This window comes from Cytobacillus citreus (assembly GCF_018343665.1).
In the GTDB taxonomy this organism is placed as follows: domain Bacteria; phylum Bacillota; class Bacilli; order Bacillales; family Cytobacillaceae; genus Cytobacillus; species Cytobacillus citreus.
The window spans coordinates 589,823-602,918 of the sequence record NZ_JAGYPM010000002.1 but is presented as its reverse complement, the minus strand read 5'-3'; the positions used below and the strand labels follow the sequence as shown (position 1 = coordinate 602,918).

Sequence of the window (13,096 nt, the reverse complement as noted above, 5' to 3'; positions counted from 1 at the left end):
CAAGCCCTATAGTGTCCACGATTAGCTCCATGTACCTAATCCCTCTCACCATCTTCAATAACGTCTGCCAAGCGATTGGAAAATTGTTCAGCTGCGTTGACACCCATTCGTTTAAGCCGAAAATTCATGGCTGCTACTTCGATTATAACCGCCAAGTTCCGTCCAGGGCGAACGGGAATCGTTAGCTTCGGCAATTCCATATCGATGATTTTCATCTTTTCCTCTTCAAGCCCAAGTCGATCATATTGCTTGTTCTGATCCCAAAGCTCTAAATCCATGACGATCGTAATGCGCTTAAAGGTGCGAACAGCTCCTGCGCCGAACAACGTCATCACATTGATAATCCCTAGACCGCGAATCTCTAATAAATGCTCAATTAATTCCGGTGATGTACCGACAAGTGTATTTTCATCTTCCTGTCTGATTTCAACACAATCGTCTGCTACTAACCTATGTCCACGTTTTACTAGTTCTAAAGCAGTTTCACTTTTACCGACGCCGCTTTTCCCCGTAATAAGCACACCAACCCCATAAACATCAACAAGAACACCGTGAATAGCCGTTGTCGGAGCAAGCTTGCTCTCAAGATAATTCGTTAACAAACTTGAAAAACGGGTTGTCTTTAACTTTGTTCTTAAGAGTGGTACTGCTTCTCGTTCAGCTGCCTCAATCAATTCCTTTGGTATTTCCAAACCTCTTGAAATAATAATACCAGGTGTAATGTCCGTACAAAGGCGATCAAATCGAGCCTGCCGATCATTCTCATTTAATTCTCCCGTGAAGGTGAGCTCAGTTTTTCCTATCAGCTGTATTCTCTCTGCTGGGTAAAATTTGAAATATCCTGCCACTTCTATTCCTGGCCTGGATATATCACTTGTGGTAATCGGCCGGTGTATCCCCTCTTCACCACTAATTAGCTCAAGATCAAATTTATCTATAACGTCTTTCGTGCATACTTTAGCCAATTTGATAACCTCCATTTTCGAATAGAAACGGCACTTAAATCACTCTATCAGTTTTGTTTCTGGTTAGGGACTGCCTTTTTATAACTTTATCCATTTATTTTAGCACTTTTTACCGAAGAACCAAACGAATGAATCGGAATCGTTCCAAAAACATTATGAAGTTCCTAATTGTAAAAACATATAATCAATAGACATTATCATATAAAAGAACCTATAATAAAAGTGTGTATTGACCAAAGCTGGTAAATATGGGTTTCAGAGAAATCAACTACATAATAATTCCAATGTATGGAAGGCCAGCTTTAGCATTTGTAGAGAAAAAACGGCTTATTCTTGAGGAGGAAATAATGAAAATCATACGAACCGCTAACTACGAAGAAATGAGTACGAAGGCAGCACAGTTCATGCTGGATCGAATCCAGACGAATCCTGAGTTAAAGCTCGGTTTAGCAACTGGAGGCACACCAAAGGGCGTCTACAAAAAGCTTATCGAAGACCATAATCAAAACAATACGACATATAAAAACATCCTAACGTTTAATCTTGATGAATACATCGGCATCGATTCTAGTAATCCGAATAGCTATCATTTTTTTATGAAGGAACAGCTGTTTGATCATATTGACATTCCTTCATCACAAACATATCTTCCAAACGGAACTACAAAAGATTTACTTGAGGAATGCTCTCGCTATGAGGATTTATTGAACAAAGTCGGAGGAATTGATTTGCAATTACTTGGTATCGGAGAAAATGGGCATATTGGCTTTAATGAGCCAGGAACGCCTTTCGACAGCACCACTCATCTCATCGAGCTTGAGGAAAACACGAGGCAGGCAAATGCGAGATTTTTCGATTCTATTGATGAAGTTCCGACTCACGCGATTACAATGGGTATCGCCTCTATAATGGCAAGTAAGGAAATTTTGCTGCTTGCTTCAGGTGAGGCGAAAGCTGAAGCGATCAGTAAACTTATCAATGGTGAAATCGATGAATCATTTCCTGCATCCGCACTAAAGCGCCATGAAAATGTAACGATTATCGCTGATGAAGAAGCGTTAAAACTTTTATAGAAAAAAGAAGAGATAGCTATTATATAAACTGGCACCTATGTCAAGGACACAATAAAAAAAGCGATTAAGCAACTAGAAGATGATTCCTATATTGAATGAGGCCACTGAAAAAGTCCGTTTAAAGAGAAAAAGAAGCTAATGACCTACTATATATAGGTTGTTCGCTTCTTTTGTTGTCTTTATATTGATGGAAATCGGTTATGCTTTCAAAAAACTCCAGTTTTTCACTGCCCTCATATTGAATAGGGGTCATCTTTTTTAAGTTCCACTGATATCGATAATTATTATAGGATGTTTTTGCCCATCCCCCGAAAAAGGGAAATAAGGAGTACTTCATTGAAAATAAAGGAAGTACTCCTAAAATAATGTTTACTCTGTTTCAGATATCACTTTTGATTGAGCTAATTCTTGGATGATTGCATCCATATCAACAGACTCCTGTTGTTTATTAAATTCGTATCGTCCATAGAGGTTAATATGTTGCCATCTGAAACTCCCATAGCTAAAGCAATGGGGTTCTTGAACGACTAGCTTGTTTCTTCTATACTCTCCCCCATTTTAATCCACCAAATAGGGTACAACATATAGACACTACAAAGCGTTTGCTCAAGACTTCCGCAGCCAAACACCTCAGTGGTGCTTATCGACTGCTGGGCTCGTTTCTAACCCAATATTTCTTTAAATTACAAAACTGATTATTTTGTTTTGTTTGTTTAATGTTATTCCTATTATATCAGATTTACAGAAAAAAGAACATATGTTTCTATATTAATCTTCAGATACTTGAAGTACCGCTAACAATTAGACTTTTTAGCGGCACTCCGTATCTGACCACACTTTCATACACGTCTAAAGACAGGCTATGCCCGGTGTGGGCTTTCTCGTTCGGGAAATTTGTAAGCCAACATATTAGATAAAATACTGGCGTTGTAATTAATAATGCAATTGGCAAGTAAACGACTGCATTCACTCCAGATATGTTGATCATTTTCGTTTTTAAAGCGTAATTTACCGAAATTAGCATAGGATACTGCTTTACGTAACTTATGATAACTTTCTCCTAAAGGCGGAGAATCAATATAATTAAGAAAATATAGACTTCTTATGAAGTTATCGTACTCCCATAAAGCACGGAAACATTGCTCCACTACTTGCAAGCTGTAAAACTAAAAGAATCATTGCTAGGAATCGGCCTGGATTTCCCCAATCCTATACCCAGCATCATAATCATGAGCATATAGGGAAAGGATAAGGACGGAAATAAGATGAATAATTCCATATGATTAACTTTAATTCCAATCCTTTTACATCAATATGTCCATTATTTCATACCATCTACCTCCTCTTTTACTTTCGGTTTGATTCGTTTAAAAAGATGGAGCCTTCGTATTTCTCTTGACTTTATTAATCATTCGATTAATAATAAGCGCATATTAATTAATCGAATGATTAATTATAGAAAGGAAATTCTATTATGAATAATGGTGATAGTAAAAACGCACCCGGAAGACCTGTCAAAGATAAAGAAGTGGCAAAAATGAAGCTTTTAGACTCTGCTACTAAGCTTTTTTCCACTAAGGGGTTTGAGGAAACGAGTCTCCGCGAAATTGCCCTGAATGCTAATGTAAATATGGCTCTTGTAAAGTACCATTTTGGTTCAAAATTAGACTTATGGAAAGAAGTGATGTCAAAACTCTCCCATAGGGTGCTGCAAACCAATGACTTCAGTCTAAAAGATGTAAATAATGCTTCTGATATGAGAGTCTTATTAGTCGAATTATTCGACAAGCTGGTTGAAATGACTTTTCAACATCGAGAATTCAGTTTGTTTATCATTAACGAAACGGTTCAACAAGGTGAAAGATTTGACCATTTATTTGCTAAATTAATCAAGCCTTTTCACGACCAAACCTATCCTTTTATTGTAAAAGGGATTGAATTGGGTGTTCTCGCAGACCAGCATCCAGAGGAACTCAGTGTCATGTTGTTGTCATCCGTTGCATACCAACAAGCCACTCCTCATGTTATGGGGAACTTCACAAATGTAACAAAAGATGAAGAGAAATGGAAACAAGTAATCAAACACAGTTTAAAAGTAAACTTTATCAAGTAATACCGATAGTCAGAGATTTTTAAATAATACTTTTTTGAAAGGATGTTTTGAATGAAAGAGTTGACCACGATCCCTCAACCGAAAACATATGGCCCACTTGGCCATCTTCCATTGATCGATAAAGATAAACCAATTTTATCGTTTATCAAACTAGCAGAAGAGTGCGGTCCCATTTTTCGGCTTCAAACTCCAGGTGGCGGTACTATTATCGTTTCCGGACATGAACTGGTGGCGGAAGTCTGTAATCAGTCCCGGTTTGATAAAAGTGCTGGAGGTTCGTTAGAAAAAGTACGTCCCTTTGGTGGAGACGGGTTATTTACAAGCTGGACTCACGAGCCTAACTGGAGAAAAGCCCATAACATACTTATGCCTACTTTTAGTCAACGAGCTATGAAAGGATATCATTCCATGATGGTCGATATTGCCGTCCAGCTTGTTCAAAAATGGGCACGCCTTAACCCCAATGAAGAGGTGGATGTTCCGGAGGATATGACCCGTCTGACATTAGACACGATTGGTTTATGCGGCTTTAACTACCGGTTTAATAGTTTCTATCGTGAGACCCCTCATCCTTTTATCACCAGCATGGTCCGTGCTCTAGATGAAGCGATGCATCAAACACAACGATTAGATATACAGGACAAATTCATGGTAAGAACGAAACGTCAATTTCAACATGATATCCAAACGATGTTTTCTCTAGTCGATCATATCATTGCCGAACGTAAGGCCAGTGGGGACCAGGGAGAAAATGATTTGCTCGCTCGTATGCTGAATGTGAAGGATCCGGAAACGGGCGAAAAACTGGATGATGAAAATATTCGTTTCCAAATCATCACCTTTTTAATAGCCGGACATGAGACAACAAGTGGATTGTTATCCTTTGCGATCTATTTCTTATTGAAAAATCCGGATAAATTGAGAAAAGCCTATGAAGAAGTAGACCGGGTATTAACAGGTCCAACTCCGACATATCAACAAGTTCTGCAGCTTAAGTATATTCGGATGATTTTAAATGAATCACTGCGTCTATGGCCTACCGCACCAGCATTCAGCCTTTCCGCAAAAGAAGACACTGTCATTGGCGGGAAATACCCAATTAAGAAAGAAGAAGATCGCATTACCGTTCTTATTCCACAGCTTCATCGAGATAAAGACGCATGGGGAGACAATGTGGAAGAATTCCATCCTGAACGGTTTGAAGACCCGGATAAAGTCCCTCATCATGCTTATAAGCCGTTTGGAAATGGCCAGCGGGCATGTATCGGTATGCAGTTTGCCCTTCATGAGGCCACTCTCGTACTGGGAATTCTTCTTCAACATTTTGATTTGATCGATTATCAAAACTATCAGCTGGATGTCAAGCAAACATTAACGCTAAAGCCGGGCGATTTTAAGATTAGGGTTCAATCCCGAAATCAAGCTACCATCCATCCATCTGTCCTTGCTCCCATAGTAGAGACGCCGGAGGATGGCCAGATCGAACAGCACGTTCAGAATGCAGCTTCTCTCGTTGGAATCAATAACCGTCCGCTGCTTGTTCTTTACGGTTCTGATACAGGGACAGCAGAAGGAATTGCACGAGAACTGGCGGACACAGCTAGTTTACACGGTGTTCAGACGGAAGTGGCAGTCCTTAACGATCGGATAGGAAGCCTGCCAAAAGAAGGGGCGGTTCTTATTGTGACTTCCTCTTATAACGGAAAGCCGCCTAGTAATGCAGGTCAGTTTGTGCAGTGGCTGGAGGAACTAAACCCGGGTGAGCTTACCGGTGTCCATTATGCGGTGTTTGGCTGTGGAGATCATAACTGGGCCAGTACCTTTCAGCATGTCCCGAGATTCATCGATGAACAGCTTGCCCAAAAAGGGGCAACCCGATTTTCGGCACGCGGGGAGGGCGATGCAAGCGGAGACTTTGAGGAACAGTTTGACCAATGGAAATGCAGCATGTGGTCGGACGCGATGAAAGCTTTTGGATTGGATCTCAATGAAAATGTAGAAAAAGAACGCAGTACCCTAAGTCTTCAGTTTGTCAGTGGTCTTGGAGGATCTCCTCTTGCTCATTCGTACGAAGCAGTGAATGCAACTATTGTGGAAAATCGCGAACTCCAATCAGCTGGCAGTGATCAGAGCACTCGGCATATCGAGGTGGCCTTACCGCAAGGAGTTACTTATCACGAAGGAGACCATCTCGGAGTGCTTCCACACAACAGTGGGGAAAATGTCAGCCGCATTCTCCGTAGATATAATTTGAATGGGAATGATCAAGTAGTGCTGACAGCAAGTGGACGAAACGCAGCTCATCTGCCACTTGCTGTGCCTGTTAGTTTACATGATCTTCTCAGCTATAGTGTGGAAGTGCAGGAAGTAGCAACCAGAGCCCAAATACGGGAACTGGCTTCGTTTACGGTTTGCCCTCCGCACAAACGCGAATTAGAAACTTTAGTGGAAGAGGGAATTTACCAGGAGCAAATATTAGAGAAACGTATTTCTATGTTAGATCTTCTCGAAAAGTACGAAGCATGTGAAATACCGTTTGAGCGGTTTTTAGAACTTCTCCCTGCACTCAAACCGCGCTACTATTCTATTTCAAGCTCACCACTCGTTGCCCAGGATCGCCTGAGTATTACAGTCGGTGTTGTAAGCGGACCTGCATGGAGTGGACGAGGCAAATATAAAGGGGTTGCTTCTAACTATTTAGCTCAACGTCACAACGAAGACAATATTACTTGTTTTATTCGTACTCCACAATCCGGTTTTCAGTTGCCAAAAGATCCAGAAACGCCAATTATCATGGTTGGACCAGGAACTGGGATTGCACCATTTCGAGGTTTTTTACAAGCTCGTCGTGTTCAAAAACAAAAAGGGGTAAAGTTAGGAGAAGCTCATCTATATTTCGGTTGTCGTCATCCCGAACAAGATTATCTTTATCGTACAGAGCTGGAAAAAGATGAAATGGATGGCTTAATATCTTTGCACACAGCTTTTTCTCGCTTAGAAGGACATCCCAAAACATACGTACAGCACTTAATGAAACAAGATGGGGCTAAATTAATTTCATTATTAGGTAATGGGGCTCACCTCTATATATGCGGTGATGGAAGTCGGATGGCTCCGGATGTGGAAGATACTCTTTGTCAGACTTACCAAGAACATCATGGGGTCAGTGAACAAGAGGCAAAAAATTGGTTGGATCAGTTACAACGTGAAGGACGATATGGAAAAGATGTTTGGGCTGGAATCTAATTTTTCTTATTAAATAAGTAATTTACTCAAAGTCCCGTATACTTTATTGGATACGGGACTTTTATTTACTCTTCTTTAGGGCGCGCGTTAGTTCAAAAAGGACTTCCATTTTTCCGCAATCTTTAACAAAGCTTCGATACTCCTATTTGAATATGGATCTTCCCCCTCTTGCCATTCAGGTTCTCTTCTTATTTCGTTACCAGTTATCGTTTCTAATGCCAAATGTCTTTTCCCAAAAGTTGCAACTCTTTTATATCTTGCATCTTCTTCTAATCCATCCATCAGAGTTTAATAAATTGCTTACTTTTTATCTTTCCTGCTAAATGCACCAACCCAGCTTTTAACGATTCCCATTTTCCATTAAATGTAGAACTAGAAATTAAGGATGTTATGACCTGTTTAGCAGACCAATTGGGGTGTATTTGCCAAATACACGCTACCAGTCCTAACACAATCGGGGCAGCATAAGAGGTACCCATTTGACGAGCATAATTAGGAGGAAGGTTGTCATTCATTACAGTATAATGATTTATGCGTTCTTCTTCTGACTTAAATGGAAATGTCAAAACAACCTTCATCGCTGGTGCGAAAATATCTGGATTCCATTTTTGATCAAAAGTTAACCCTTTACTCCCCAAAAAGGTTTCAGTATCCTCTTTCTCCATTTTTAGGTATTATAATCTCCCCCCACAGAAATTACGGAAGGTAATATGACAGAACTACTAGTGAGTTCATTGCTGTTTCCTGATGCCACTACAACTATTCCTTCGTAAACTAACTCCTCGCATAAGATACGAAGTGGATCTGCTTGCCAGGGGGGAGTCCGGTATCCCTTTGACCCACGGCGGTATGATTTCCCCTAATCCCCTATATCTTGAAATTAAAGTATATAAAAAAATACCTGTAGATAAGACACTCTTTTTCAAGTGTCCTAACTACAGGTACCATTTTAATAAAGCTGTTCTTTTTTTGTTTAAATACCATGTCCTTTTTGAAAATCGATTTATATGATAAAGGTGAATGGGCTAATAATAATCGTTTGAAATAGGTTAATCATTTGAAAGGAGTGGTAGTATGAAAATTATGCTTGATGCCGGCCATGGTTATCATACAGCTGGAAAACGATCCCCTGATGGTCTGCGCGAATATGATTTTAATAGAGCAGTCACTAATTATGCCAAGGAGGCTCTAGAAAACTATGAAAATGTAATAGTTTATTTTGCACATTCAGACGAACGAGACATTCCACTTAAGGAACGAACGAATCAAGCCAATCAGCTTAAGGTCGATTCCTATGTGGCCATCCATGCAAATGCCTTCGGGTCAACCTGGAATAACGCAAACGGCATCGAGACCTACATACACCCCTCTAAACCAAAAGAAGCCTATGAGCTCGCTCAGAAAATTCAGCATAATCTTGTTATTTCAACAGGATTAAACAATCGAGGTGTTAAAACAGCCGATTTTCATGTCCTTCGCGAAACGAAAATGACTGCCGTATTAGTTGAATGCGGATTTATGACAAACCGTAATGAAGCGGAATTATTGCGCTCGGACAAGTACCGTCAAACTTGTGCTGAAGCCATTGTAAAAGCTGTTGTCGATCAATACAAGCTAAAGAGTGAAACTAATTCCAAAAGATCACCTTCACCAACAAAAACCCCTACCAAAACTGGTCTCTATAAAGTTCAAGTCGGTGCCTATAAAGATAAGAAAAAGGCAGATGAGCTGGCAGAAGCCTTGCAAAAGCTTGGATATTCATCCTATGTCTATTATGAATAGTCTTTAGTTTATTATGATTAATGCTTAATCATTACTCTAAAACAGAAAAAGGAGATTTGCTGGAGACATTGAATGCCTATTTGTTACCGGGTATTCGATTATTGAAGGATTTCGGACTCATTGATTGCTTCTTTGTTACCATTTATTCGATTGTTGAAGGATTTCGGGCTCATTGATTGCTTCTTTGTTACCGTTTAGTCGATTATTGAAGGATTTCGGGCTCATTGATTGCTTCTTTGTTACCGTTTAGTCGATTATTGAAGGATTTCGGGCTCATTGATTGCTTCTTTGTTACCGTTTAGTCGATTATTGAAGGATTTCGGGCTCATTGATTGCTTCTTTGTTACCGTTTAGTCGATTATTGAAGGATTTCGGGCTCATTATTTCGTTTATCCGATAAACAAAAGAACTTGGGTACATTGAAGAACAAAATTCTCCTCCTTTCACGCCTAACAATAAATATACTTTAATAACAAAGATTCTCTAAAATAGCCGATCAATAAGAAGAGGCCAGCACTTAAATTTGTGCTGACCTCTTTTCTAGTTACTATTCCTTAGATCGGGCAAAAACAAATTTTTGAATAACAAGATTGGCAACAGACATGATGAACGCCACTAGAATAGCGGTTCCAAAGCTTGAAATTTCAAAAGATTTCCCCATAATATTATCGGTAATAAGCAATGTAAAAGCATTGATGACAAACAGGAATAGCCCTAATGTTACTAACGTGATAGGCAAAGTTAAAATAATCAGTATCGGGCGAACAAGGATGTTTAGGATCGAGAGGATGGCGCTTGCTCCTACCGCTGCTCCGAAATTCGATACGTAAAATGCTTCATCTAAAAACCCTGCTATCGCTATGAAAAGAATAGCATTTATTAATATTCCAACGACCCATCTCATGATAATAGCACCTCAATTTTTGGAGGTGGGAAGGTTAGAGGCGGGATTCTATTTCCCGTTGATTCTAACTCGAATCCCACTTTGAAGATTAATTATTGTTATTATATACTATTCACTTCTAAATTATAATTCAACTGATTTTGCTTTATTAATCTGAATGGATCCTGTTTTTGTGTCTGCAACCAGCCTTAATGAATGATTAGGCTCCTTCACCGATTTAAAGCGAAGAACCTTTTGGATCACATCACTTTTATCCTCTATAATCTGAATCCCATCAAGGTTCACATTCAGGCTTCCGATATTTGTCTTTAATTCCCCGTTAACTCCAATATGATTTGGCACGTGTAATTCGATTTTTCCAGTTACTGCTTTTGCCTCAATAAAATCACATTTCTCCTCGTTAACCGTACAGAAAATATCACCATTAAAGGACTGAAGATCTACTTTTCGATAGTCCCCATCAATATGAATGGCGCCATTAAGCGTTTCGGCATCAACATGTTCAATACTACTCTTTTGAATAGAAATTTGACCATTAGCCGTTTCAGCTTCTGTATACCTACTTTTAATATCTTGAAAAGTAATTTTTCCATTCGCTGTTTTCGCTTTATAACTTTCTACATGTAAATGATTGCTCTCAATAGCCCCATTAAAAAGACGAATTTTGATTTGATCATATTCTGTTTGTGGAATATACATGACGGAGTCAACCTTCATCCATTTTTGAGTTGTCCCAAAGCGCAGCTTTTCACCAACAATTGTGAAATTGACATCATTCAAAAAGTTTCTTCTTGCCTCTTCCTGAGTTTCCACTCGGTATACCTTCGCCATGCATTCAATACGGACATCCTTTTGTCCCCAAGGAATCACTTCAATCTTGCCATTTGCCACATCAATGTCGATATCTTTAAAGAAAACATCTCCTTGTTGGAAAATATGTGTGATCTCCACAGACGGACCAAAATTAAAATCCAAGTCTAAATCCTTTATTTTTTTGAATGTCGTATCGACAAAGTCAAAAATTTTGTCCTTTGCTGATTGAAATTTATAATTGAATGGCTCTTCTTTTTTCGCTTCTTCAAATTTTACTGTCGTTGATAACTCCTGAATAAGCTCTTCCTTCTTAACCTCGGCTGTTTTACTAGTTTTTTCGAGCTCCTCCAACAAAAAGAGAGCTTCATCCACTGTTAACTTTCCATCTTCAACCATTTTAAGTATTCGTTTACGTTCTTCCTGCATGATAATCCCTCCATAATAGAATTTATATTGATTACTGCTTTCAATAATGCATATCCTCATACTTGATTTACTGATTCGTCATACTTAATATGATTCATTTGTAAAAACCTTGATCCCCTTCACGATATTCCAAACCGCCACAATAAGGCATAATAGGAAAGTAAATATGACGCTGCTTATAAACAGCATCGGCACCTCTGTTTGGTTCATCACGATCTGAGTAATGGCTGAATAAACGACAACAGGAATAGGTACTAGCATAATAAGTTGTGAAAGAAGTGCCTTTTTGGCATGGTACTTCGTCTTTTTGTCTTCAGTTACAAGGAATACTACTAACGGAAATAGAATCCCTGCAAACAATACACTTAAATAACTTAAACCCGAAAGTACCCTGCTCGTTTCCATTTCATCAGCTCCCTACCTAATCATTACGAAAAATGGATTAGAAAGGTTTCATATAAAGTGAAATTTCCATCAGTGGGGGTTTTTCGACGCACAGGACGTGCTAGTGCCGACGTTGCCACAGGACGTGGCGTTCTTAGTCGGCCTTCCTCCCCCACTGATGGTTAGTTGCGGCCCACAGGAAGTGGGTCACGCAGACGTTGCCACACGATGTGGCGCCTTTTAGTCTGTGTTTATTTTACGGGCATTTACGGGCAGTTGATCCCCCACTTACTCTTCTTTGCATATGCGAATCCTTGAAGTGGGGGTCTTACTGCCAGTTAATCTGCGATAAAAGAACAAATGCGCAAGCGCCTTGCTCACCTCCGACAAGCACAAGACGAGCCTCTCGGAAAGGTGTTCTTTACCTTTCTGGGAGGATTGGCTTGTGACCTCGAGGAGGTAGGCGCTGGAGCTGAACGTAGATAAACTATATCTCAAGTTATCAACAGATAGCGAAAATTATGATTTCCTATAAAAATAAAAAACCGTCTTTTTTGACGGCTTCAATGGTTAATCTTATCTATAGGCAGCTGCCAAATCAATATTTGGCGCTTCCTTTCTTTTTACTTCATCAATTTTATTGACAAACATTTGAAATACTTTTCTTTTTTCATCCAGATCCTTTATGTACTCTTTCAGCTCATTATATTTCTTTTCAAAGGGCTTATGGTAATTTTCACGAATCGTTTCGATTATTTCTTCGTTCACAGTTGATTGTATTACTTGCTTTGTGATTCCATATTTATACTTATAAATCTTCAATTCTCTCATAACATCTTCATACTCATGAGTGATCTGATCAAGAACCTCTGAAATATCCTCTCTCCACTCGTCTAAAGATTTTTCCAAATACGCTTCCAATTTGACCCTCCTCAAAATATTTTCCACCAATCGCTATAGTTGTCCTTAGCGAGATTATAACTTAATTGATTTACACCAACATTTCTATTAGATTACATTGCGTTATCATTGGATTCTCTTTTTTAATCTCTCTTTTAAAAGATTGTTGTTACAGCGTTTACTTTGGGAATCAAGCTCTATGAAGACTTCACAAAGACTAATTTTACCATTACTTTTAGGGTGGGCTCTATGACGGATTCATAACAGCCTGTACATTGGATTCTAATGTCGGCAAACAAACATTTATCTCAAGAACAAATGCGCAAGCGCCTTCAAAACAATTACAGATCAAATTGTTTCTGCGAAGTTTATTCAAGGAAGCTTTCCTTTGTGCTCACCTCCGACAAGCACAAGACGAGCCTCACGGAAAGGTGTTCTCTACCTTTCTGGGAGGATTGATCGAAATGTGAAGGCGACTGTTTAGGGACGA

General features: G+C 39.3%; 10 protein-coding genes and 1 pseudogene. 4 read left to right on the top strand and 7 right to left on the bottom strand.

What is annotated here, in order from left to right; all coding sequences use genetic code 11:
* Positions 1 to 35 precede the first annotated feature (35 nt).
* Entirely contained in the window at positions 36 to 965 is a 930-nt protein-coding gene (hprK, locus tag KHA94_RS08920) for an HPr(Ser) kinase/phosphatase (protein ID WP_213101781.1), read from the bottom strand.
* 347 nt (positions 966 to 1,312) lie between these two features.
* On the opposite strand from hprK, the gene nagB reads away from it, so the two are divergent.
* Positions 1,313 to 2,038, top strand: coding sequence for a glucosamine-6-phosphate deaminase (gene nagB / locus KHA94_RS08915; RefSeq protein ID WP_213101780.1), 726 nt, complete (start codon positions 1,313 to 1,315; stop codon positions 2,036 to 2,038).
* Between the two features lie 902 nt (positions 2,039 to 2,940).
* Here the strand turns inward: nagB and KHA94_RS08910 are convergent.
* A pseudogene (locus tag KHA94_RS08910) lies at positions 2,941 to 3,180 on the bottom strand (Tn3 family transposase); the annotation flags it as partial.
* Between the two features lie 332 nt (positions 3,181 to 3,512).
* Between KHA94_RS08910 and KHA94_RS08905 the strand changes: the two are divergent.
* Both KHA94_RS08905 and KHA94_RS08900 read left to right on the top strand, forming a co-directional pair.
* Positions 3,513 to 4,151 (top strand): TetR/AcrR family transcriptional regulator, encoded by a 639-nt coding sequence (locus KHA94_RS08905; RefSeq protein WP_213101779.1) that lies wholly within the window; start codon positions 3,513 to 3,515, stop codon positions 4,149 to 4,151.
* A 51-nt stretch (positions 4,152 to 4,202) separates the two neighbouring features.
* Positions 4,203 to 7,397: a bifunctional cytochrome P450/NADPH--P450 reductase gene (locus tag KHA94_RS08900; protein ID WP_213101778.1), complete on the top strand. Its 3,195-nt coding sequence runs from the start codon at positions 4,203 to 4,205 to the stop codon at positions 7,395 to 7,397.
* Between the two features lie 281 nt (positions 7,398 to 7,678).
* On the opposite strand, the gene KHA94_RS08895 is transcribed toward KHA94_RS08900, so the two are convergent.
* Entirely contained in the window at positions 7,679 to 8,062 is a 384-nt protein-coding gene (locus KHA94_RS08895; protein WP_213101777.1) for a S8 family serine peptidase, read from the bottom strand.
* Positions 8,063 to 8,471: 409 nt separating this feature from the next.
* On the opposite strand from KHA94_RS08895, the gene KHA94_RS08890 reads away from it, so the two are divergent.
* The gene (locus tag KHA94_RS08890; RefSeq protein WP_213101776.1) at positions 8,472 to 9,179 is read left to right on the top strand and encodes an N-acetylmuramoyl-L-alanine amidase; all 708 of its coding nucleotides are present in this window, start codon (positions 8,472 to 8,474) and stop codon (positions 9,177 to 9,179) included.
* Positions 9,180 to 9,726: 547 nt separating this feature from the next.
* On the opposite strand, the gene KHA94_RS08885 is transcribed toward KHA94_RS08890, so the two are convergent.
* The 4 genes from KHA94_RS08885 to KHA94_RS08870 form a co-directional block, all read right to left on the bottom strand.
* Positions 9,727 to 10,083 (bottom strand): phage holin family protein, encoded by a 357-nt coding sequence (locus KHA94_RS08885; RefSeq protein ID WP_213101775.1) that lies wholly within the window; start codon positions 10,081 to 10,083, stop codon positions 9,727 to 9,729.
* 123 nt (positions 10,084 to 10,206) lie between these two features.
* Positions 10,207 to 11,322 carry a DUF4097 family beta strand repeat-containing protein gene (locus KHA94_RS08880; RefSeq protein WP_213101774.1) on the bottom strand — a complete coding sequence of 372 codons (1,116 nt, stop codon included), beginning with the start codon at positions 11,320 to 11,322 and terminating at the stop codon, positions 10,207 to 10,209.
* 84 nt (positions 11,323 to 11,406) lie between these two features.
* A complete protein-coding gene (locus KHA94_RS08875) occupies positions 11,407 to 11,727 on the bottom strand; it encodes a magnetosome magnetite crystal formation protein family (protein ID WP_213101773.1) in 321 nt (106 codons plus the stop codon).
* A gap of 555 nt (positions 11,728 to 12,282) precedes the next feature.
* Positions 12,283 to 12,627, bottom strand: coding sequence for a hypothetical protein (locus KHA94_RS08870; protein WP_213101772.1), 345 nt, complete (start codon positions 12,625 to 12,627; stop codon positions 12,283 to 12,285).
* Positions 12,628 to 13,096: the final 469 nt, after the last annotated feature.

What these genes read in the sequence shown, in the direction of transcription:
- KHA94_RS08900 (WP_213101778.1), top strand. Translation starts at nt 4,203, where the DNA reads ATGAAAGAGTTGACCACGATCCCTCAACCGAAAACATATGGCCCACTT.
- KHA94_RS08885 (WP_213101775.1), bottom strand. Translation starts at nt 10,083, where the DNA reads ATGAGATGGGTCGTTGGAATATTAATAAATGCTATTCTTTTCATAGCG.
- KHA94_RS08890 (WP_213101776.1), top strand. Translation starts at nt 8,472, where the DNA reads ATGAAAATTATGCTTGATGCCGGCCATGGTTATCATACAGCTGGAAAA.
- KHA94_RS08880 (WP_213101774.1), bottom strand. Translation starts at nt 11,322, where the DNA reads ATGCAGGAAGAACGTAAACGAATACTTAAAATGGTTGAAGATGGAAAG.
- KHA94_RS08905 (WP_213101779.1), top strand. Translation starts at nt 3,513, where the DNA reads ATGAATAATGGTGATAGTAAAAACGCACCCGGAAGACCTGTCAAAGAT.
- KHA94_RS08875 (WP_213101773.1), bottom strand. Translation starts at nt 11,727, where the DNA reads ATGGAAACGAGCAGGGTACTTTCGGGTTTAAGTTATTTAAGTGTATTG.
- nagB (WP_213101780.1), top strand. Translation starts at nt 1,313, where the DNA reads ATGAAAATCATACGAACCGCTAACTACGAAGAAATGAGTACGAAGGCA.
- KHA94_RS08895 (WP_213101777.1), bottom strand. Translation starts at nt 8,062, where the DNA reads ATGGAGAAAGAGGATACTGAAACCTTTTTGGGGAGTAAAGGGTTAACT.